Raw genomic sequence first — 19,853 nt, 5'->3', positions numbered from 1 at the left:
TATTGATTATCGAGCGATCACGAGTGATAATCGATGCATGAATCGCACAGTCTTCGTCATGCTCACGCTCCTGATCCTGCTCGGGCTGGCCATCAGCCTGTTCACCCAGGCCGTGATCCTGCCCGGGATCGCGGACGCCGAGGTCGAGCACTTCCCGCCGTACGAGCCGTACCGCACCCCGCTGCTGACCGCCGGGATCGCGTTCATCGCCTGCGCGCAGGTCGCGCTCGGGGCTCTCTGGGTGCTGCTCTTCCGCGCGCACACGGGCGTGTTCTTCCGGCCCGGGTCACGGCCCTGGGTGATCACGATCGGTGCGGCGATCGGCGCCGCCACGCTGCTCACCATCGGCCTCTTCGTGTTCTTGACCTTCTTCGAGTTCCCGTCACCGGGCGACGGGATGGACACGCTGGGGCTGTGGATGGCGAGCGGCTTGGGCAGTCTGATCGGCGTCGCGCTGCTCGGCGTGGCGTTCGTGGGGCACCGGCTCGTCGAGCGGGCGACGAGCGCGCAGATCGAGCTCGACGGCGTGCTCTGATGGCGATCGTCGTCGAGATCGACGTGCTCCTCGCGAAGCGGAAGATGGCGGTCGGCGACTTCGCCGACGCGATCGGCCTGAGCCCGGCCAACGTGTCCGTGCTCAAGAACGGCCGGGCGAAGGCCGTCCGGTTCTCGACGCTCGACGCGATCTGCAAGGCGCTCGACTGCCAGCCGGGAGACGTGCTGCGGTGGGTCCCCGACGACGGCGCCGAACCGGGTGCGCACCGGCCCGAGCGCTGACCCGGCACGTCGTCGGGCTCGTTCCTCCGCGACCTGTTCGGCGCAGGTCGCGGAGGAACCCGGCAAGGTCTTACGACAGGAAGGCTTGCACCTGTTCAACGATGATGTCGGGACGCGAGAGGAACGGGTGATGACCGGTCTGCACCTCGACGGAACGTGTCGCCCGGGCAGCGTGGACGCGCTGGAGTTCGACCGACGTGCTGCGGTCCTGGGCGCAGACGACATATGTCGAGTCGGTCCCCTGCCAGCCGGAAGCGCTGGTTGGTGTCACGAATGCCGCGGCCGACTGCGGTGTGACCCGTGCCCAGGCCTGGCGCCGGGTCGCTTCGTCCGCATCCTGCAGGAACCGCCGGCCGAACGAGGCCGCGTCGTAGCCGGCCAGACCGAGCGTACCGGCACCGTTGTCCTTGATCGCAACCGGGTCGCTCTCGCCGCTCATGATTGCCGCCTGCGACTGTCCCACGTCGGGCAGGTAGGACGACACGTAGAGCAGGTGCGCGATTGCGGGGTGCCGCCCGGCCTCGGCGATGACGGTGCCGCCGTAGGAATGCCCGACGACGATCGCCGAGTCCACGTCATCGAGCTCGGCACGTAGCGCTTCTGCATCGGCGGCCAGACCACCGGCGACCTGCTCAGGGGTGGTCTCGCCGCATGACGGCAGCGCGACGGCTCGGCTCCGCATGCCTGTGCGTTCTCGGAGCAGGTCTGCCGTCGGCTGCCACCACCATTGCCCGTCACGCACCAAAGCGCCGTGGACGAAGATCAGTTCCATCACGTGCCCCTTCCATTGCTGAGAACGTACCGGCCCTGAGCTCGCCGGAGGGTCGGATCTGCTCACAGCAGCAAGAGGTGAGGCGGGCCGATCGGCGCCCCGTGGAGCTCCTTCTCGGGACGCGATGTGTCGTGCCCGGCACGGTGCCCGTGCTCCGAAAACCGCCGGAGGGATCGTCAGCGCAGGTCGCGCAGGAACTCGGTGACGTCGTGGGCGAGGAGGGCGGGTTCCTCGTGGGCGGCGAAATGGCCGCCGCGGGGCATGCTCGTGTAGCGGGTGAGGTTGTAGGTGCGCTCGGCCCATTCGCGCGGCGGCCGGGTGAGGTCATGGGGGAAGACGGCGAGGGCCGTGGGCACCCGGACCCGTTCGACGCGGCGGGTCAGGCCGCGGGTGTACTCGTAGTAGGGCCGGAAGGACGTGGCGATCGAGCCCGTGAACCAGTAGAGGGAAGCCTGGGTGAGGGCGAAGTCGTCCGTGAATGCGGCGGGCAGCGCTCGGTCGGGGGTACCGGTGCGATCCGTCCAGGCGTGGTACTTCTCCAGGATCCAGGCGAGCATGCCGGTCGGGGAGTCGGACAGGGCGTGCGCCAGGGTGATCGGGCGCGTGTTCTGCTGGTGCTGGTACCCGCCCTCGTGAGCGCTCCAGGCGGCGACCTCGTCGAGGTAGGCACGTTCGGCCGCGGTGAGCGTGTCCGTGTCGTGCTGGGCGGGCGCGGCGACGGCGAGCAGGTGGATGCCGGCGAGCGCGTCGGGGTAGGCCTCGCCCAGGCGGGAGGTGACGCCGGCGCCGAGGTCGCCGCCCTGGGCGGCGTACCGGTCGAAGCCGAGGTGGTCCGTCATGAGGCGGTGCCAGAGCTCGTGGGTCTGGCCGGCCGGGGGCAGCTCGGGGCGCTGCGGTGAGTACGGGTAGCCGGGCAGCGAGGGGACGATGACCGTGAACGCGTCGGCGGGCTCCCCGCCGTGGCGGGACGGCTCCGCGAGGTGGCGGGCGAGGGTGACGAGCTCGAGGAACGTGCTGGGCCATCCGTGGGTCAGGACGATCGGCAGGGCGCCGGGGTGTTCGCCGTCGAACCGCAGGTAGTGGACGGGCGTGCCGTCCACGTCCGCCTCGTGGTGGGGCAGCCGGCCGATCGCGGCCTCGTGGGCGCGCCAGTCGTACCCGTCCGCCCAGTACTCGACCAGGCGGCGCAGCTCGCGCGGGTCGACTCCCGCCTCCCAGGGGACCTGATCCGGCCACGGCTCCGGCCAGCGGGTGGCGCCGAGCCGTGCCCGGAGGTCCGCGAGCTCCTTGTCGGTCACGACCGGCAGGGACTTCCGATTCGCCATCTCGTTTCTCCTCTCGGGGACCGCCGCACCGGTCTCGGTGCAGGTTCTCATGGTTGGCCGTGGGCCGGTCGTTCCTCGCCGTTCGTCGCGGAACGACCGGCCTTCTTGCGCGGTGTTCAGCGCGGTGGCTGCGGTCTGCTCGTGGCTCGCGTCACGAGGAGGTCCGTGACGTCCGTGACGGCCATCTCGATGCGTCCGTGGACGCGGGGGTTGAGCAGGGTGGTGCCGTCGAAGTCGCCCGACGACGCGAACACCGCGACCGGGAAGGTCATCGCCTGGAAGAAGCCGAACAACGGCCGCAGCGCGTGCTCCAGGACGAGCGCGTGGTGGTCGCCGCCGCCCGTCGCGGCGAGGAACACCGGCTTGTTCGCGAGCGCGTACTGGTCGATCAGGTCGAAGAAGTGCTTGAACATCCCGGTGTACGACCCGCGGAACACGGGCGTGGCCGCGATCAGCACGTCCGACTGCTCGACCACCCGCAACGCGTGCTCGACGCCGGGGGCGACGCCCTCCCGTTCGAGGGCCCCGGTGAACTCCGGGCCCAGCCGGTACACGTCCACCCGGTTCTCCTCGACCTCGATCCCCTCGCGGGTGAGCGCGGTCCGCAGGGTCCGCAGGACGACGTCGACCAGGCCCATGGTCTTGGACCTCTCGCTGGGGCTGCCGTTGACGACGGCGACGCGCAACGTGCGCGGGGAGGTGTCCGCCGGGCGGGCGAGGGCTTCGGGTACGTCTGCCAGGGTGTCGGTCCGGGTGGTCATGCCGCCTTCTCCTTCCGGGCGGCGACCTCTCGCCGCACGACCGGGGCCACCTCGGTGCCCAGGATCTCGATGGACTCGAGCACGTCCTTCTGGGGCATGCCGCCGAACCCGATCTGGATGAGGGCGCGGTCCAGCCCGTAGATCTCGTGGTAGGCGAGGAGCTTGTCGATGACCTCCTGCGCACTGCCGACGACGAGGCCGGCATTCGGGGACGTCTGGGCGTCGAACGCGGCACGCGGCAGCTGGAAACCCTGCCCACGCTGGTGGTTGTTGTCCATCATGCCCCTGGCGAAGTAGGGGTACATGGTGTCGCGTGCGCCCTGGCTGGTGCGGCCGACGTAGCCGTGCAGGTTGATGCTGGTGCGCAGGGCGGCCGGATCGTGCCCGGCCTGCTCCGCGGCGGCGCGGTACATCTCGATCGTCTGCTCGTGGGACGTGATCGGCCCCATCAGCAGCGCCATGGCCATGGGCAGGCCGAGCCGTCCCGTGCTGACGGCCGAGGCCGGTGTGCCCCCCACCCCGACCCAGATCGGCAACTCGTCCTGGACGGCGCGCGGGCCGATGTCGGCGTGGTCGAGCGCGGGGCGGAACCGGCCGCTCCAGGTGAGCGGGTTCCGGGAGCGGATCTTCAGGAGCAGGTCGAGCTTCTCGCGGAAGAGGTCCGCGTAGTCGGCCAGGTCGTAGCCGAACAGGGGGAACGACTCGGTGTAGGAGCCGCGGCCGGCGATGATCTCCGCACGGCCGCCGGAGAACTGGTCCAGGGTGGCGAACTGCTCCCACACGCGGACCGGGTCCTCGGAGCTGAGTACCGTGACCGAGCTGGTCAGGCGGATGTTCTCGGTGGCCTCGGCGGCGGCCGCGAGCACCATCGCCGGAGCGGACCCGACGAAGTCGGTCCGGTGGTGCTCGCCGACGGCGAACAGGTCCAGGCCGACCTGGTCGGCGAGCCGGGCCTGCTCGATGGTCTCCCGGGACCGCTGGTGCGCCGAGGGGAGCCGCCCGGTGCGGGGGTCCTCCGTGATCTCGACGAAGGTCATGTGGCCGATCTCGAACGACGAGCGGCCCGGGGTCTGTTCCGTGGAGACGTTGCTGTCACTCATGGTGGATTTCCCTTCCGAGGCGCCGGGTGGGGCTCGGACGAGCCCTCGCCGGAGCGCCTCGATCGATTAAAACTGTCTGCACATGCAAATATTCCCGGTGATCCGCTGCCTGCGCAGGCATCCTCAGCGGTTGGTCGGTCCTCGTCGGAGAGATACGGTTCGCCGTATGACGACACCGCGCCTCACGACGCTCGAGGACGACGCGTGGCAGGGCTTCCTGTACGCGCACGACCGGATCTGGCGCGAGATCGAGGCCGGCCTGGCGCCCCTGGGCGTGAGCATGGCCGAGTACAGCGTCATGTCGCTGCTGGCCCGGGCGGGGCGCACTGGGATGCGGATGTCCGAGCTCGCCAGGCGCCGGGTGATGTCCACGGGAGGCTTCACCCGGATGGCGGACCGGCTCGAGCGCCGGGGACTCATCGAGCGCCGCCGGGCCGCCGAGGACGGGCGCGGATACGTGGCGGTGCTGACGGGGGAGGGGCGCGCGGTACTGCGCAAGGCGTGGCAGCAGCAGTACGGCGACCTGCGGACGCTGTTCCTCGACCGCCTGGACGACGACGACCTGCGCGACCTGGCGCGCATCTGGACGAAGCTCGACCCGGACCACGAGGACCCGATCGATGGTGGCCGAGGCTGAGAGAGCGGCCGGCGTTCAGGGGGCGAGATGCGTGATGGGGACGACATGGACGTCCCCCTTGGTCCGAGTGGTGCCGCCGTTGGTGATGACGGCCTTGAAAGCGCAACGGCTGCCGGCGACCTGGTCCGCCGCCGCGTGCTCAGACCTCGGCGGCCAGCAGCTCGTTGACGGCCCAGGTGCCGACGAAGCCCAGGCCGGTGGCGACCGCGAGGGCTCCCGCGACCAGCAACCGCTGCCGCCATCCGCGCGCCAACCCGATCGTCACCGTGACGCCGACCGCGACCTGAACCGCGCCGGTGGCGCCCTGCCACGGCATGCTCACCCACCGGACGGCGCCCTCCGACACGAAGGCACCGCCGAGGGTCGCGAGGGCGACGACCCGTTGCCAGGTGGCGCCCTCGCGCCACCACGACCCGGCCAGGCCGAAGGCGGCGCCGCCGACCACGGCCGCCCCCAGCCAGACCAGGAGAGTGGCCGGGGCGGACGGCACGCCGCCGACGGTCCGGGCGACGTAGTAGCCGGCGACCAGCAGCAGCTCCACCCCGATGCCGGTGGCGACCGCCGCGGCCCGGCGCCGCACCAGGGCGCCCGCCGCGAAGGCGACGACGACCCACCAGGCGACCGAGTTGGCGAGCATGGCGAACGGGTCCCGCAGGACGCCCTGTGCCCATTCCGTCAGCACGCCGAGCCAGAAGGCAGCGATCAGGCTCGAGGTCGCCATGAGCCACGACGAGACGGGCGTGCGGGGATGGCCAACGGTCACGGTGTCGGTCATGACGCCATGACATCGCAGCTCCGCGACGGTGCGCGTCGTCCCACGGTCTGACCCGCACGCCGCTGCCGTCCTCCCGGAGGACCACCTCGCCCGCCCGGGGTACAGGATCGCCGCAGAGTGCGGTGGCGCCGTATGAACGCGCCGCGGCCCCGCGAGTCGTGTCACTCGGAGCGTCTCGGAGACAACCCGTCCAGCACGATGTCGACCGCCCGGTCCACGAGGGTTCGGTCCGCCTGGGCGCTGACCAGCGCGCCGATCAGCACGTAGACGTCGTCCACCGTCGCGTCGGCGCGCACCTCACCGGCGTCCTGTCCCTGGGACAGCAACGCCCCGACGGCGTCTCGCAACGCGGAAGCGGCGGCCTCCGCGTCATCGGGCGCGTCCGTCGGGTCGGCGGGCTCCTCCAGCAGCGCGACCAGCGCGAGCTTCGCCGGTGCGTCCGAGACCATCTCGCGGAACGTCGCGCGGAAGGCCGTTCCGGGCTCACCGCCCCCGATGCGCTCTCGCACCGTGTCGGTGAGCCGCGTGAGGTGCCCTACGACCGCGGCCTCGACCAGCAGTTGCTTGGTCGGGAAGTGCCGGAACACGGTGCCGATCCCCACGCCGGCCCGACGCGCGATCTCCTCCGTCGAACCGGTGCTTCCGGTCTCGCCGAAGACCTCTTCAGCCGCTGCCAGCACCTTCTCCCGATTCGCCTGCGCGTCACTTCGCATCCCGCCATTCTCCCTCCTGGATCGCCGGGCCGGGCTGCTGCGGACACCCGTCTTGCGTTCCGGAGTGCCGACTCCGTATGATGCGGAGTCAATCACTCCGCTTAGAGAGGCAAGTGCGATGCGAACCCCCGAAGAGACCTTCCACGCCATGCTCGACGGCGCCCGCCGGCTCCAGAACGGCGACCGCAGCTGGATCGACAAGCTGGCCGAGTTCTACGCCGAGGACGCCGACGTGCGGCACCCGATGGCTCCGCTCGGCGACGTGCCGCTGCACGGCCGTGAATCACTCCGCCGGCACTTCGCGGCCGCGGGCCGGTCGGGCCTGGCCGGCGTGCGTGTCGAGGACGTCCGCGTCCACCGGACAGCCGACCCAGAAGTGGTCATCGGCGAGTTCACCTATCGCGGCGACCCAGACTGGGAAGCCCCGTGCATCGTCGTCTTCCGGATCCGCGACGGGCTGATCGTCGAGTCCCGGGACTACGTCGACCACCTCGGACTCGCACGCGCCACCAACACGATCGAGGCCCTCTGCGCCGCACTGGTGAACCCCTGAGGCGGCGCCCGCACGCCGCTGCGGTCCCCCGGGGGCGCCTCGCGGCGCCGGGCGGGCGGGCCGGTCGGCGAGGGGGCCGAGCAGGCCATGCGTGTCTGCTATGGGAGGCATGCCTGACGGGCAGTTCGCGCCGTAAGACCGAGATGGTGAGATCGGCATCATGCCCCCTCTCGTCGCGAAACGGGCGACGAGAAGCCTGCCAAGGAAGTTGCGACGTGAGCACCGAATATCCGACACGCGGCCCGATCGTCGATGTCGTTCCTGCCCGTGACGTCCGGACGGCGGCATGACCGGAATCACCGTGTACGGCTGTGAGCACGACGAAGCCGCTCTGTTCCACGAACTGGCACCACGCTACGGCGTCCGGCCCGTCGTCACCGGGCTGCCGGCGTCGACGGCGAATGCCGACCTGTCGCAGGGAAACCGTTGCATCAGCGTCGGCCACAAGGCCGAGATCGCCGGTTCGACCCTGCTCGCGCTCAGTCGTGCGGGGGTGCGGTACATCTCCACCCGCAGCGTGGGGTACGACCACATCGACGTGGATCACGCGGAGAGCCTCGGCATCTCCGTGGGGAACGTCGACTACTCGCCCGACGGCGTCGCGGACTACACGGTGATGCTCCTGCTGATGGTCGTGCGCGACGCGCGCTCGGTGATCAGCAGGGCGGACGTCCAGGACTACCGGTTGAACCCCACGCGCGGGCGCGACCTGCGGGACCTGGTCGTCGGGGTCGTCGGGACCGGACGCATCGGCTCCGCGGTGATCGAGCGGCTGCGGGGCTTCGGCTGCCAGGTGCTGACCCACGGGAGGCGGGTCGGCGCCGGTACCGGTCACGTCTCGCTCGACGAGGTGCTCCGGCGGAGCGACGTCGTCACGCTCCACACGCCGCTCGATCCCGAGACGTACCACCTGCTGGACGCCGAACGCATCGGCCGGATGAAGCAGGGCGCGATCATCGTCAACACGGGACGGGGCGGGCTCGTGGACACCAAGGCCCTCGTCGCGGCCCTGGAGGCCGGTCGCCTCGGTGGCGCGGCGCTCGACGTCCTCGAGGACGAGAAGGGAATCTTCTACGCCGATCACAGTGCCGGGACGGCCGGCAGCGACCTGCTGTCGAGGTTGCACCGACTGCCGAACGTGCTGATCAGCCCGCACACCGCGTACTACACGGAACGTGCGCTCAGCGACACCGTCGAGCACTCCATCGTCAACTGTCTGAAGTTCGAGAGCGAGGAAGAATGGACAGGCTGAAAGTCGGGATCGTCTTCGGAGGTGCCTCCGAGGAGCATCCGATCTCCGTGAAATCCGCGACCGAGGTCGCGAAGAACCTCGACCCCGCGAAGTACGAGCCGTACTACGTCGGGATCACCCCGGGTGGTGAGTGGCGGCTCTGCGACCAGCCGGACGGGCCGTGGCTGGAGACCGGCGTCCCGGTGCTGCTGTCGCCCGACCGGAGCGTGCACGGCCTGATGGTCCTGGAGCAGGAGGGGTACACGACCGTCAGGCTGGACGTCGTGATTCCCGTGCTGCACGGCACGCTCGGCGAGGACGGCGCGATCCAGGGCCTCCTGGAGCTCTCCGGGATCCCCTACGTCGGCTGCGACGTGCAGAGCTCGGCGCTGTGCATGGACAAGTCCCTCGCGTACCTCGTCGCACAGGCCGCGGGCGTCCCGACCCCGAGGTTCTGGAGCTTCTCGGCCGGTGAGGCGATCGATCCGGACGAGTTCACGTATCCCGTCTTCGTGAAGCCCGCGCGCTCCGGTTCCTCGTTCGGCGTGAACAAGGTCCGCGGCAAGGAGGACCTGCGCGACGCGGTGGAGGCGGCGCGGAAGTACGACTCGAAGGTGCTCGTCGAAGAGGCCGTGACGGGTAGCGAGATCGGCTGCGCGGTCCTGGGACACGGCGAGGACCTGATCGTGGGAGAGGTCGACCAGATCAGCCTGTCGCACGGCTTCTTCAGGATCCACCAGGAGGAGACGCCCGAGAGCGGGTCCGACAACTCGACGGTCACCGTGCCCGCGGACATCCCGGCCACGTCGCGCGCGCTGGTCCAGGAGACGGCGAAGCGGCTGTACCGCGCCCTCGGGTGCCGTGGCCTGTCCCGGGTGGACATGTTCCTGACCGAGGACGGGCAGGTCGTGCTCAACGAGGTGAACACCTTCCCCGGCATGACGTCCTACAGCCGCTACCCGCGGATGATGGCCGCCGCGGGGCTGACGCTCGGGGACGTGATCGACCGGACGGTGTCGGCAGCGCTGGCCGGAGGCAGCCATGACGGATGACCTGGTCTTCGTCGACGAGCACGTCACCGGGATCCGCTGGGACGCGAAGTACGCCACCTGGGACAACTTCACCCGCGGGCCCGTGGACGGCTATCTCGTGAACCGTATCGTCGGCACGACAGCGCTGTGCGCGGCCCTGGAGGAGGCGCGCGACGGCGCGGCGAGCCTCGGGTACGGCCTGCTGCTCTGGGACGGCTACCGGCCGCAGCGCGCCGTCGACCACTTCGTGCGCTGGTCGCGGGAACCGGAGGACGGGCTGGCGAAGGAGCGCCACCATCCGCACATCGACCGGGCCCAGATGTTCGAGCACGGCTACGTCGCCACCAGGTCCGGTCACAGCCGGGGCAGCACCGTCGACCTCACGCTCTATCACGTGTCCACCGGAGAGCTGGTGTCGATGGGGGGCCACCACGACCTCATGGACCCGGTCTCGCACCACGGGGCCGAGGGCATCTCGCCGCGTGCCACCGCCAACCGGCAGCACCTGCGCCGGATCATGGAGTCGAGCGGTTTCGTCGCGTACGAGCGGGAGTGGTGGCACTACACCCTGAAGGACGAGCCCTACCCGGACACGTACTTCGACGTCCCGGTCGGTTCGGTCGTCGGCGTGCTCGGCGGTGCCTCCTGAGGCCTCACCGACGTCTCCAGGAGCCGCAGGGCGGCGCCGACCAGCCGGGTCGGCTCGGACCGGCTGACGACGGCGGACGCGAAGGGAAGGCGCTCGGTGAGCGGGCGGCGGCTCGTCCCGGGCATCGCGCCGGCGGCGGAGCGCGGGAGTGCCGCCACCCCCAGTCCCGCGCCGACGAACCGCAGGACGGACTCGGTCTCGGGAACCTCCACCACGACGTCGCGCCACAGGGCGCGGGCGGCGAGCTCGCGTTCCAGGACCAGGCGGTTGCCGAACCCGGCCGGGTTGTCCACGAACGGATGGCGGACCAGGTCCTCGAGACCGACGGCCTCGTGATGCTCGAGGTCGTGGCCGGGCGGCAGGATCGCGACGAACTCGTCGACGACCAGCTCCCTGTACCTGAGTCCCTCCAGGTCCGCGACGGGCAGGCCCGTGAACGCGAGGTCGAGCCGTCCCGATCTCACGTCGTCGGCAAGGCCGGCGAAACCCGTGGGAGACGACTCCACGATCAGCGACACCGCGGGGTAACGCGCGTGGAACCGCCCGGCGAAGGCGGGCACGTCGACGAGCGGCGAGGCGCCGAAGACGCCGAGCCGGAGTCGGCCCTGTAGCCCGGTGGCCGATCTGGCGGCGTCCCTGACCTGGGCTGCGGCCCTGAGGGCTGCCCGGGCGGCGGGGAGAGCCGAGGCACCTGCGACCGAGAGTTCGACGTGACGCGTGGTACGAACGAAGAGCCGTGTGCCCAGCTCGCGCTCGAGTGCCCGGACTCCGGCGGAGACGGTGGATTGGGAGGTGCGCAGGCGATGGGCGGCAGGGGTGAACCCGCCTTCGTCCGCGACCGCGACGAAGTACTGAAGACGGTGGATATCCATGCTCGCGCCAATCGCGGAGGACGTTCCTGGGGCGGCCGGGGGTCCGACAGCAGGTCACCAGTGTGGAGGCTGTGAGTTGCCCCAGGGTGGTACTGATACACCTACCCTCGGCCGGGCCGCCCCTCCGGGATCGGCGCGTCCGCGCGATATATCGACGACGGCGATCACAGAAATGCCCGCTTCCGCTTTGTCGCGGCCGACCGTCACGGCCACGATGACGCCGTGTCCGGGTGCGGGCCCGTCCGGTCCGCCGGCAGCGGGCGCCGACGGAACGGCGGCCGGATCCCGTGCGAGTGCTCCCGAGCGGCAGGCGGTCCTCCCGAGCGGCAGGCGTCGCGTGATTCACCACAACCGTCGTGGCCCGCAATACGTCGTACGGGTTGCTGGGTCGTGATGCGGCGTGCGACGCCGGACAGGTCCATCGGATCGGAGAGTGAACGTGGAAACCATGTCGAACGTCGAGCTTCGGCTGCTGCGATACTTCGTGGCCGTGGCCGAGGAGGGCAGCATCACCAAGGCCGCCGCCCGGCTCACGATGACCCAGCCGGCGCTGTCGCGGGCGATCCGCTCGCTGGAGCGTGCCATCGGCGTGGAGCTCCTGGTGCGCCTGCCCCACCGGGTCGACCTCACGCCGGCCGGACAGGTGCTGCTCAGGTCGGCGCGGGACCTGGAGGTGCGGGCCGCTGCGGCGGTGGCGGACACCCGGGAGGCCGCGCGGGGGAGGGCGAGGATCACCCTGACGGTCCGGACCTGTGACGTGCCGACCGCCGTCGACCTCGTCGCGTCGTTCCGCCGCGCCCATCCCGATGACCGGACCGAGATCGAGATCGTTCCCGACGACTCGAGCTCCGCGGCGCGGGCGGCCCGCGCGGAGACCTCGGGTGTCGCTCTGGTCCGCGGCCCGTTCGATGACACCGGTGTCGATCACCAGGTCGTCCGGAGCGAGCCCCGGATCGTTCTGCTGCCGACCGAGCACCGGTTGGCGAGGGTGCCCCGGATCACCGTGGCCGACCTGCACGACGACCCGGTTCCCCGGTACTCGTGGATGAACGACGCGGAGGCGCGGCACTGGGCCGGCGCCGACCTGGACGGGCACGGCTGGCGGTACGGGCCCGAGGTGTCGAACCCCACCGACGTGATGGCCGTGGTGCGGCTCGGGCAGGCGGTGGCCTTCGTCAGCAGGGCCGAACTCGGCCCCGGCGGAATGTTCCCGGGGCTCGTCGGCCGGCCGGTGGACGGGCTCTCGCCGTCGCCCCTGTCCGTGGTGTGGAACCGGGCGTCGACGTCGCCCCACCTCGCGCGCCTGGTGGCCCACGCGGAGGACGCACTGCGTGACACCGGCAGTCCTGAACCGAACAACGCCCTGTCCGCCGGCACGGGCCGGGCGCCGATGGAGCCGTCAGCGCGTGCGAGCTGACGCCGACCATGGCTGCCAGCGCTGTCGTCCGCGACGGGGCGCGGCGCCGGCCATGCCGAGCGGGCATGGACGCGATGCCCGACGGGTAGTTCCCGCGCGCCGGGAGCCTTGTTCGAATGGGTCGTCGCTGGGGCCGCCTGCCCCGAACATTCGTGAAGGAGCACACGATGCCCACGTCCGTCGTCGTCAGTCAGGCCGTGTCCGGCACCTCGCTCTTGCGGGACGTCCTCTCCGGCCGGCACGAGCCCGTCCACGACGGCGACCCGGGGATCCGCGGGCTCCGGCCGCTGCCGGGCGGGGCAGCGGCGACAGGCAGCGCATCGGCGCGAGCACGGTGAGCGGGGCGGGTACGAGGGCCGGCGGCGGCCCTACCGTGGACGACGGATGGTCCGGGACCGCGGTGCCGGGCGCCGCCGACGGCAGCGGGGGAGCGGCGTGGGCGTCGCGCGTCGACCGGCATGACCTGATGTTCGCCGAGATCACGGAGGAACTCGTCGTCGCCGCGCGGCTCGGCGACGGTGACCTGGTGCTCGACGTCGGATGCGGGGCGGGCGCCACGGCGCTGGCGGCCGCCCGTCGTGTGGGATCGGGGTCGGTCGTGGGTGCCGACATCTCCGCGCCGCTCCTCGCCGTGGCCGCGGAGCGAGCCAGGGACGCCGGGGCGGCCAACGTGCGGTTCGAGAACGCCGACGTCCAGGTGCACCGGCTTCCCGCCGCCGGTTTCGACGTCGTGCTGAGCAGGTTCGGGATGACGTTCCCCGAGGATCCGGGCCGCGCTTGGGCCAACGTCGCGCGAACGCTGCGCCCGGGCGGGCGCCTCGCCTTCAGTTGCTTCCATGACCTGGCGTCCAGCGAGTACCTCGTGCTGCTCCGGTCCGCCGTGGCGACCGTCCTGGGCGACCGGGACGTCCCCGAGCTGGACGGTCCGGACGAGTCGGGTCCGGCCTTCCTCGCCGAACCGGACGGGATCCGCGGTTTTCTCGCCGCCGCGGGCTTCGCGGACGTCGAGGTCGTGGACTCGGCGGCGACGTTCTGGATGGGACACGAACCCGACGACGCCGCGGAGTTCGTCCTGGGCATGGTCCCGGCCCGGGCATTGCTCGAGACGCTGACCCCGGGGGAGAGGTCCGCCGTGCGTACGGCGTTGACCGCCCTGCTCTCCTCCCGGGCGTCGGCCGACGGCGTCCGGCTCGGCGCCGGCACCTGGACGGTCACCGCCCGTCACGCCGAGCACGACCACGGTAGCGACTTCGTGGCGACGACCAGCCGGCTGCGCTCCGCGGCCGCCGGCCGGTGGACCACGTGACGGTCGTCGGCGCACACGGGGAACGCCGGTCCGGAATCGCCGCTGCGAGGGGAATCTTCGCCGGTCCCGACGACCCCGCCTACGCCGAGGCCGCGCGCTCGTCCGATCTCGCGGCCACCACTCTGCGACCGGCCGCCGCGGCCACCGCGCGGACCGCCGCGGAGGTCCGGCAGGCGATCGCCGAGGCCGTCAGGTCGGGCCGTCCCCTCCTCGTGCTGTCGACCGGCCACTCGGCCGGCATGATCGCGCCGGTCGCCGAGGACGCCTACGCCCTGAGGGTCGCGCTCGACGAGCCGGTCACGGTGGACCCCGCTCGCGGCCTCGTCAGGATCCCCGCCGGCGCGCGGTGGGCCGACGTCGTCGAGGTGACCAGTGCGGTGGGCCTGGCCGTCCCGCACGCGTCGAGCCCGTCCGTCGGCGCCGTCGGGTACCTGCTCGGCGGAGGGCTCAGCCCCTACGGCCGCCTGTTCGGTGTCGCGGCGAACAATGTCGTCTCGGCGACGGTCGCCCTCGCGGACGGGTCCGTCAGAACGGTCGACAGCGAGCACGACCCGGACCTCTTCTGGGCGCTGCGAGGCGGCGGGGGAGGGCTCGGCGTGGTCCTTGCCGTCGAGCTGCTGGCGGTCCCCGCGACCGGCGTCATGACCGGCATGACGGTCTGGGACGCGGACGCCGCGGGAGCGGGTGTCGCCCGGGCCTGGTGGGAGTGGACGAGGACCGCGCCGCGCGAGGCGACGACGTCGTTGCGGCTGCTCGACCTGCCGGATCTGCCCGGGGTCCCCGAGCCGATGGTCGGACGCCAGGTGCTCGCCCTCGACGGCGCGGTGCTGCCCTACGGCAACGACGTCGATCGCGCCCGGTCCGTCGCCCGCCGGATGCTCGAGCCGCTGCGGCGGCTGGCCGAGCCGATCCTCGACACGTGGCGTCTCGACGGCCTCACCGCGACAACGACGACCCGCGTGGATCCGCGGGGACGGGGCCGCACCGTCACCGACGCCTTCCTCCTCCGCGAGGGCGGCCACGACATGATCGATCGCTGGGTGGAATCGGCCGGGCCCGCCTCCGGCAGCGAGCTGGTCGTCGCGGAGCTGCGGCAGCTCGGCGGGGCGTTCGCCGACGATCCCGTGTTCGCCGGGGCGTTCGGCGCGGTGGCCGAGCCCTTGGCCGCGTTCAACGCCGGCTCGGCGAGCTCGCCGGCGGCGACGGACGCGTCCCGGGGCGACCTGCTGCGGATCCGGGGCGACCTGCGCCGATGGATCACCAACCGCACCGTGCCGACCATGATCGACGACCCGGGCATCCCTCGGCGAACGTTCGGCCTGGAGACCGAGGCGTACGTGGAGAACGTGCGGCGCGACGTGGACCCGCGGGGCCTGTTCCGCCTGGACGTCCGCGATCCGAAGGGGCTGTGAAGCACAGGGGTCGAGTGCCGGGGCGGGTTCAGCTCGTGAGGCGACCGGCCTCGTGCGCGTCCTGCGTGGCGGCCCAGGACGCCAGGACCTTCAGGCTGTCCGCCGCAAGGCTGCCCGGCGCGGCGGTGTAGACGACCATGACGAGCCCGGGATCGGCGGGAAACGCCATCGCCTGGAAGCTCAGCTCCACGGCTCCGACGACAGGGTGGTTGATGACCTTGGTGCCCGTGCGATGGAAGCGGACGTCGTGCTTCGCCCAGCGGCGGCGGAACTCCTCGCTGAGCGTGGACAGCTCGCCGATGAGCTCGACGAGTTCCTTGTCGTGGGGGTTGCGGGCGGCCTCGGTGCGCAGATAGGCGGCCGTGTCGTCGGCGGCGCGCTCCCAGTTCCCCCAGAACTCCCGGGACGCGGGGTCCAGGTAGATGAATCGCGCGCTGTTCGCGGGGCGCCGGGCGGCCGCGGCCTGCGCACCGGTCCGTCCGGGAACCGGCTCCGAGCCGGCGAGGAGGGGTGCGAGCAGGGCGCGTCCCAGCCGGTTCGTGGCGAGCACGTCGTGCCGGCCGTTGCGCACCCAGGCCGGGGCGTTGTCCATCGCGTCCAGCACCTGCTGGATCGACGACGGCACCCCGCCCCTGGGCGGCCGCCGGCGTGGCGCGGCACCGGAGTTGGCGCGGCGGGCGAGGTCGAACAGGTGCTCGTGCTCGGCGTCGTCGAGCTGGAGCGCGCGGGAGACGTTCGTCAGCACGCTCTCCGAGACCCCCGCGAGGTTTCCCCGCTCCAGGCGCGTGTAGTAGTCGACGCTCACGCCCGCGAGCATCGCGACCTCCTCGCGGCGCAGTCCGGGCACCCGGCGGTTGCCTCCGTAGGCCGGCAGGCCCGCGGCCGCCGGGCCGATGCGCGACCGGCGCGTGGTGAGGAACTCCCGGACCTCGGCCTTCTCGTCCATGGCCCCACGGTAGGCGCACGGGTACGACGCAGGGAGGGTCTGCCAGTGCCTGGAAGAGCGGGGACTCCCCGGGGCGCGCGCCGTGGCGTGTGATCGGAGGCGGCCGGGTTCTCCCGAGCCGGCGTTCCTCGGATCAGAGAAGGAAGAGACCATGACCGACAACACCACCAAGACGTGGTTCATCACCGGCGCCTCGCGGGGTTTCGGCCGCGAGTTCGCCGGGGCGGCCCTCGCCCGCGGCGACCGCGTCGCCGCGACCGCCCGCGACGTCACGACGCTCGACGACCTCCGCGGCGCGTATCCCGACACGTTCGTGCCGCTCACGCTCGACGTGACCGACGCCGCGGCCGTCCGCGCCCGGGTCGCGGAGGCCGAGCGGGCCCTCGGCGGGCTCGACGTCGTCGTCAACAACGCGGGGTACGGGCACTTCGGCGCCGTCGAGGAGACGACCGACGACGAACTGCGCGACCAGCTCGAGACCAACGTCCTGGGCGTGCATTACGTCACCCGCGCGGTCCTGCCGGGCATGCGCGAGCGGGGCCGCGGGCACGTCCTGCACGTGTCGTCGATCGGCGGCGTCTTCGCCGCCCCGAACCTGGGCGCCTACTGCGCGTCCAAGTTCGCCGTGGAGGCCCTCGGCGAGTCGTTGGCCGCCGAGGTCGGGCGGTTCGGCATCCACGTGACGCTCGTCGAGCCCGGCGGGTACGGCACCGACTGGGCGGGATCGTCCGCCCGGCGCAGTGACCCGCTCGCCGCGTACGACCCGATGCGCACCGAGATGGCCGCCCGGCGCGGCGCGGGTGTCCCCGGCGACCCCGCGGCGGCCGCGCAGGCGCTGCTGGAGATCGTCGACGCCGAGAAGCCACCGTTGCGCATCCTGCTCGGCACCCTGTTCGGCAGGTCGGTCACCGAGATCGCCCGGGACACCTACGAGCGGCGGCTCGCCGAGTGGTCGGACTGGGCCGAACTGACGGAGCGCGCCCAGGGGGCGGCTCAGGCCTAGCCGGGCGGCCGTCGCCCCACGCGACGGCCCTCCGGACCTCCGCCGGCCGGTGGCGGGGCCCCGCCACCGGGGCGGCCCGCCGTCAGCTCTCCGGCAGCCGGCTCGTGCCCGGCCGCCGGAGGGCCGAACGCGGCGAACTTGCGACATCGGCAACTTCCGGATCGATCCCGGTGCCGCGCGGTTGACCCTCTCCGAGGCCCGCCCCCGGCGGGGAACGAGAGAGGAACGACGATGACCGCACAGCCCGCGCCCGCGATCGCGGACGCACCACCCGCCGAGGTCCCTCGGCTGCGCTACCTGCCGGTGCTGGTGCTCACCCTGATGCAGGTGACGCTCGTCATCGACAACAGCGTGGTCAACGTGGCGCTGCCCGAGATCCAGCGTGAGCTCGGCTTCACACCGGCAGGGCTGTCCTGGGTCGTCACCTCCTACGCCCTGGTGTTCGGGGGCCTGGTCCTGGTCAGCGGAAAGATCGGGGCGATCATCGGCCCGCGTCGCGCGCTGCTGATCGGCATCGCGATCTTCGTCGCCGCCTCCGCGTTCGGTGGATTCGCCGTCACGCCGGAGATGCTGGTCGGGGCCCGCGTCGTGCAGGGCGTCGGCGCGGCGCTCGCCGCCCCCAGCACGCTGGTGCTGCTGATGTCGATCACGCGGCCCGGCCCGCAGCGAGCCCGCGCGATGTCGCTGTTCGTGCTGTCGATCGGGCTCGGCGCGGGGCTCGGTCTCTTCCTCGGCGGGGTGCTGACCACCGGACTCGGATGGGAGTGGGTGATGTTCGTCAACGTGCCCATCGGTGCCGTCGTGTTCTTCGGCGTCCGGGCACTGATCACGGAGACCGAGCGGCACACCGCCCGGCTCGACCTCGGTGGCGCGACGGCGTCGACGGTGGGCATGTCGGCACTCGTCTACGGCCTGACGGTCGCCGCCGATGAGAGCTGGACGAGTCCCGCCGTCGTCGGGTCCTTCGCGCTGGCCGCCGCCGGGCTGACCGCACTCGTCGTGCTCGAACGGCGGCACGTCTCGCCGGTGGTCCCGCTCGGCTTCTTCGCTCGCCCGTCCGGCGCCGCACCGCTGCTGGCCATGATGCTCATCCCCGCCGGCCAGTTCGGGTTCCTGTACTTCGCCGCCCTGTACACCCAGGACGTGCTCGGCTTCACGCCGCTGGAGACCGGACTGTCGGTCCTGCCGTTCACGGCGGGCATGATCACCAGCAACCTGCTGACCGGCCGGCTCGTGCCGAGGTTCGGCGAGCGCGTCGTCGGGTCGGCCGGCATGACCGGCCTGCTTGCCGGGCTGCTGTGGATGTCGCGCCTCACACCGGAGTCCGGCTACCTCGACGGACTGTTCGGGCCGTTCCTGCTGCTGGGCGTGGGCGCGGGCCTCACCGTCGCGCCGCTCACGGCGGTGATCATGCACAGCGCGCCATCCGAGCACGTCGGCGCCGCCTCCAGCCTGAACCAGGCCATGCAGCAGCTCGGCGGGGCCGTCGGCCTGGCCGTCCTGTCCACGATCTTCGCCGCCACGGCCGCCACGTCGGGCACCGCGGCCGGCATCTCGACGGCACTCACCGCGGCGGTCGGCTTCCCCCTTGTCGCCCTGGTGCTGTTCAGCGTCTGGGCCCGCCCGATCACCCCGGACTGAGCTGCCACACCCGGCGGGACGGCCGTCCCGTGCCGTCCCGCCGGGCACGGTTCCGCATGCTGGGCGGCCCTGCGTCCCGCGCGACCTGACATGCGTCCGTTCCGGACGCCCGATACCCCGAGGAGTACGCCATGACACACCCCGTGACCGACGCTACCGGCCGGAACGTCTACGAGGCCGAGTGGAGGGCCTGGCGAGCGGGCTGGCAGCAGTGGCTCGCCCAGCCCCACGGCTGGCTGGCCGCCGTGGCCGTGCACTGGCTCGACGACACGCCCCGCAGCTACGACGGCGTGCCCGGCCGCTGGTGGCAGAGCGGCGAGACCCTGATGATCGATCTCGACGGCGCCACCATGACCTTCGAGGGCGCCGAGCTCGCCCAGGTGGCCGCCCTGGACCTGGCCGAGGGCCCCGATGACCGCCGGATCGCCGTCGGCGACCTGGAGATCGGGATCACCTACCGCGACGGCTACCACATCAACGTCTACGACCCGGCGGCACCCGCCCGGGCGGTGTTCGACGGCGTGCCGGTCCACGATCCGGATCCCGCCTGGATCGTCACGGGAAGGTTCGAGGCGCACGACGGTGAGCGGTCCCTCGCGCTGGACACGGTGGGCTGGCGCGAGCACGAGTACCTCTCGCCCGGCGTCGTGCACTTCGAGCACGACGGCGCCGCCTACCGGATGCAGGTCATCGTCGCCGCCGGCCGGTACACCACCGTCTTCACCGACGGTACCAGCGGCGACACCACCTACCCGGCCGGCCGGTCCCTCGACGTCCCCGCGCCCGCCGCGGACGGCACCGTCACGCTCGACTTCAACCGGGCGCTGAACCTGCCCTGCGCGTTCGCAGACTACTTCCCGATCTGCCCCACGCCACCGGCCGGCAACCGCTACCCCTTCCGCATCGAAGCCGGCGAAAAGACCCCGCGCAAG

Annotated in this window: 22 protein-coding genes; 14 read left to right on the top strand and 8 right to left on the bottom strand. The window is 71.9% G+C overall.

The window, feature by feature from the left end; genetic code table 11:
* Window positions 1-37 precede the first annotated feature (37 nt).
* Both IIE03_RS24190 and IIE03_RS24185 read left to right on the top strand, forming a co-directional pair.
* Window positions 38-535 (top strand): DUF2975 domain-containing protein, encoded by a 498-nt coding sequence (locus IIE03_RS24190; RefSeq protein WP_192865363.1) that lies wholly within the window; start codon window positions 38-40, stop codon window positions 533-535.
* Window positions 535-777, top strand: coding sequence for a helix-turn-helix domain-containing protein (locus IIE03_RS24185; protein ID WP_192865362.1), 243 nt, complete (start codon window positions 535-537; stop codon window positions 775-777). The genes IIE03_RS24190 and IIE03_RS24185 overlap by 1 nt, the downstream gene beginning before the upstream one ends.
* A gap of 70 nt (window positions 778-847) precedes the next feature.
* Here IIE03_RS24185 and IIE03_RS24180 read toward each other — a convergent pair whose 3' ends face one another.
* The 4 genes from IIE03_RS24180 to IIE03_RS24165 form a co-directional block, all read right to left on the bottom strand.
* Window positions 848-1,549, bottom strand: coding sequence for an alpha/beta hydrolase (locus tag IIE03_RS24180; RefSeq protein ID WP_192865361.1), 702 nt, complete (start codon window positions 1,547-1,549; stop codon window positions 848-850).
* 176 nt (window positions 1,550-1,725) lie between these two features.
* Entirely contained in the window at window positions 1,726-2,874 is a 1,149-nt protein-coding gene (locus IIE03_RS24175; RefSeq protein WP_192865360.1) for an epoxide hydrolase family protein, read from the bottom strand.
* 116 nt (window positions 2,875-2,990) lie between these two features.
* Window positions 2,991-3,635: an NAD(P)H-dependent oxidoreductase gene (locus tag IIE03_RS24170; RefSeq protein ID WP_192865359.1), complete on the bottom strand. Its 645-nt coding sequence runs from the start codon at window positions 3,633-3,635 to the stop codon at window positions 2,991-2,993.
* Entirely contained in the window at window positions 3,632-4,735 is a 1,104-nt protein-coding gene (locus IIE03_RS24165) for an LLM class flavin-dependent oxidoreductase (RefSeq protein WP_192865358.1), read from the bottom strand. The genes IIE03_RS24170 and IIE03_RS24165 overlap by 4 nt, the downstream gene beginning before the upstream one ends.
* A gap of 166 nt (window positions 4,736-4,901) precedes the next feature.
* On the opposite strand from IIE03_RS24165, the gene IIE03_RS24160 reads away from it, so the two are divergent.
* Window positions 4,902-5,372, top strand: coding sequence for a MarR family winged helix-turn-helix transcriptional regulator (locus IIE03_RS24160; RefSeq protein WP_192865357.1), 471 nt, complete (start codon window positions 4,902-4,904; stop codon window positions 5,370-5,372).
* 139 nt (window positions 5,373-5,511) lie between these two features.
* Here the strand turns inward: IIE03_RS24160 and IIE03_RS24155 are convergent, their stop codons facing one another.
* Window positions 5,512-6,147 (bottom strand): DUF6518 family protein, encoded by a 636-nt coding sequence (locus tag IIE03_RS24155; protein WP_192865356.1) that lies wholly within the window; start codon window positions 6,145-6,147, stop codon window positions 5,512-5,514.
* Window positions 6,148-6,308: 161 nt separating this feature from the next.
* Entirely contained in the window at window positions 6,309-6,860 is a 552-nt protein-coding gene (locus tag IIE03_RS24150; RefSeq protein ID WP_192865355.1) for a TetR/AcrR family transcriptional regulator, read from the bottom strand.
* A gap of 118 nt (window positions 6,861-6,978) precedes the next feature.
* Between IIE03_RS24150 and IIE03_RS24145 the strand changes: the two genes are divergently transcribed.
* The 4 genes from IIE03_RS24145 (at window position 6,979) to vanX (ending at window position 10,324) form a co-directional block, all read left to right on the top strand.
* A complete protein-coding gene (locus IIE03_RS24145; RefSeq protein ID WP_192865354.1) occupies window positions 6,979-7,413 on the top strand; it encodes a nuclear transport factor 2 family protein in 435 nt (144 codons plus the stop codon).
* Window positions 7,414-7,699: 286 nt separating this feature from the next.
* Window positions 7,700-8,665, top strand: a complete 966-nt coding sequence (locus tag IIE03_RS24140; RefSeq protein ID WP_192865353.1) for an NAD(P)-dependent oxidoreductase — start codon at window positions 7,700-7,702, stop codon at window positions 8,663-8,665.
* Window positions 8,653-9,696: a D-alanine--(R)-lactate ligase gene (gene vanA, locus IIE03_RS24135; RefSeq protein WP_192865352.1), complete on the top strand. Its 1,044-nt coding sequence runs from the start codon at window positions 8,653-8,655 to the stop codon at window positions 9,694-9,696. Before IIE03_RS24140 ends, vanA begins: the two co-directional genes overlap by 13 nt.
* Entirely contained in the window at window positions 9,686-10,324 is a 639-nt protein-coding gene (gene vanX, locus IIE03_RS24130; RefSeq protein WP_192865351.1) for a D-Ala-D-Ala dipeptidase VanX, read from the top strand. The genes vanA and vanX overlap by 11 nt, the downstream gene beginning before the upstream one ends.
* On the opposite strand, the gene IIE03_RS24125 is transcribed toward vanX, so the two are convergent.
* Window positions 10,258-11,196, bottom strand: coding sequence for a LysR family transcriptional regulator (locus IIE03_RS24125; RefSeq protein ID WP_192865350.1), 939 nt, complete (start codon window positions 11,194-11,196; stop codon window positions 10,258-10,260). The genes vanX and IIE03_RS24125 overlap by 67 nt on opposite strands.
* Window positions 11,197-11,644: 448 nt before the next feature.
* Here IIE03_RS24125 and IIE03_RS24120 point away from each other — a divergent pair, with 448 nt between their 5' ends.
* From IIE03_RS24120 to IIE03_RS24105, 4 genes are all read left to right on the top strand, one after another.
* Window positions 11,645-12,613, top strand: coding sequence for a LysR family transcriptional regulator (locus IIE03_RS24120; protein WP_192865349.1), 969 nt, complete (start codon window positions 11,645-11,647; stop codon window positions 12,611-12,613).
* Between the two features lie 167 nt (window positions 12,614-12,780).
* Complete coding sequence (locus IIE03_RS24115) at window positions 12,781-12,951, top strand: hypothetical protein (protein ID WP_192865348.1); 171 nt, start codon at window positions 12,781-12,783, stop codon at window positions 12,949-12,951.
* Between the two features lie 35 nt (window positions 12,952-12,986).
* Window positions 12,987-13,919, top strand: a complete 933-nt coding sequence (locus tag IIE03_RS24110) for a class I SAM-dependent methyltransferase (protein WP_192865347.1) — start codon at window positions 12,987-12,989, stop codon at window positions 13,917-13,919.
* Window positions 13,916-15,331 carry an FAD-binding oxidoreductase gene (locus tag IIE03_RS24105; RefSeq protein WP_192865346.1) on the top strand — a complete coding sequence of 472 codons (1,416 nt, stop codon included), beginning with the start codon at window positions 13,916-13,918 and terminating at the stop codon, window positions 15,329-15,331. The genes IIE03_RS24110 and IIE03_RS24105 overlap by 4 nt, the downstream gene beginning before the upstream one ends.
* A gap of 28 nt (window positions 15,332-15,359) precedes the next feature.
* On the opposite strand, the gene IIE03_RS24100 is transcribed toward IIE03_RS24105, so the two are convergent.
* On the bottom strand, window positions 15,360-16,277 hold the full coding sequence (locus IIE03_RS24100; protein ID WP_192865345.1) for a helix-turn-helix transcriptional regulator: 918 nt from the start codon (window positions 16,275-16,277) through the stop codon (window positions 15,360-15,362).
* 151 nt (window positions 16,278-16,428) lie between these two features.
* On the opposite strand from IIE03_RS24100, the gene IIE03_RS24095 reads away from it, so the two are divergent.
* The 3 genes from IIE03_RS24095 to IIE03_RS24085 form a co-directional block, all read left to right on the top strand.
* Window positions 16,429-17,280 (top strand): oxidoreductase, encoded by an 852-nt coding sequence (locus IIE03_RS24095; RefSeq protein WP_192865344.1) that lies wholly within the window; start codon window positions 16,429-16,431, stop codon window positions 17,278-17,280.
* Between the two features lie 231 nt (window positions 17,281-17,511).
* On the top strand, window positions 17,512-18,921 hold the full coding sequence (locus tag IIE03_RS24090) for an MFS transporter (protein ID WP_192865343.1): 1,410 nt from the start codon (window positions 17,512-17,514) through the stop codon (window positions 18,919-18,921).
* Between the two features lie 131 nt (window positions 18,922-19,052).
* A partial coding sequence (locus IIE03_RS24085) for a DUF1684 domain-containing protein (protein WP_192863259.1) occupies window positions 19,053-19,853 on the top strand: 801 nt, incomplete at its 3' end.

This window comes from Myceligenerans pegani, from assembly GCF_014892515.1.
Lineage (GTDB): Bacteria > Actinomycetota > Actinomycetes > Actinomycetales > Cellulomonadaceae > Myceligenerans > Myceligenerans pegani.
The sequence above is the reverse complement of the archived record's forward strand: the minus strand, read 5'-3'. Positions and strand labels throughout refer to the sequence as shown.

Coding starts and splice junctions, on each gene's coding strand:
- IIE03_RS24190 (WP_192865363.1), top strand. CDS start 38: ATGAATCGCACAGTCTTCGTCATGCTCACGCTCCTGATCCTGCTCGGG.
- IIE03_RS24185 (WP_192865362.1), top strand. CDS start 535: ATGGCGATCGTCGTCGAGATCGACGTGCTCCTCGCGAAGCGGAAGATG.
- IIE03_RS24180 (WP_192865361.1), bottom strand. CDS start 1,549: ATGGAACTGATCTTCGTCCACGGCGCTTTGGTGCGTGACGGGCAATGG.
- IIE03_RS24175 (WP_192865360.1), bottom strand. CDS start 2,874: ATGGCGAATCGGAAGTCCCTGCCGGTCGTGACCGACAAGGAGCTCGCG.
- IIE03_RS24170 (WP_192865359.1), bottom strand. CDS start 3,635: ATGACCACCCGGACCGACACCCTGGCAGACGTACCCGAAGCCCTCGCC.
- IIE03_RS24165 (WP_192865358.1), bottom strand. CDS start 4,735: ATGAGTGACAGCAACGTCTCCACGGAACAGACCCCGGGCCGCTCGTCG.
- IIE03_RS24160 (WP_192865357.1), top strand. CDS start 4,902: ATGACGACACCGCGCCTCACGACGCTCGAGGACGACGCGTGGCAGGGC.
- IIE03_RS24155 (WP_192865356.1), bottom strand. CDS start 6,147: ATGACCGACACCGTGACCGTTGGCCATCCCCGCACGCCCGTCTCGTCG.
- IIE03_RS24150 (WP_192865355.1), bottom strand. CDS start 6,860: ATGCGAAGTGACGCGCAGGCGAATCGGGAGAAGGTGCTGGCAGCGGCT.
- IIE03_RS24145 (WP_192865354.1), top strand. CDS start 6,979: ATGCGAACCCCCGAAGAGACCTTCCACGCCATGCTCGACGGCGCCCGC.
- IIE03_RS24140 (WP_192865353.1), top strand. CDS start 7,700: ATGACCGGAATCACCGTGTACGGCTGTGAGCACGACGAAGCCGCTCTG.
- vanA (WP_192865352.1), top strand. CDS start 8,653: ATGGACAGGCTGAAAGTCGGGATCGTCTTCGGAGGTGCCTCCGAGGAG.
- vanX (WP_192865351.1), top strand. CDS start 9,686: ATGACGGATGACCTGGTCTTCGTCGACGAGCACGTCACCGGGATCCGC.
- IIE03_RS24125 (WP_192865350.1), bottom strand. CDS start 11,196: ATGGATATCCACCGTCTTCAGTACTTCGTCGCGGTCGCGGACGAAGGC.
- IIE03_RS24120 (WP_192865349.1), top strand. CDS start 11,645: ATGTCGAACGTCGAGCTTCGGCTGCTGCGATACTTCGTGGCCGTGGCC.
- IIE03_RS24115 (WP_192865348.1), top strand. CDS start 12,781: ATGCCCACGTCCGTCGTCGTCAGTCAGGCCGTGTCCGGCACCTCGCTC.
- IIE03_RS24100 (WP_192865345.1), bottom strand. CDS start 16,277: ATGGACGAGAAGGCCGAGGTCCGGGAGTTCCTCACCACGCGCCGGTCG.
- IIE03_RS24095 (WP_192865344.1), top strand. CDS start 16,429: ATGACCGACAACACCACCAAGACGTGGTTCATCACCGGCGCCTCGCGG.
- IIE03_RS24090 (WP_192865343.1), top strand. CDS start 17,512: ATGACCGCACAGCCCGCGCCCGCGATCGCGGACGCACCACCCGCCGAG.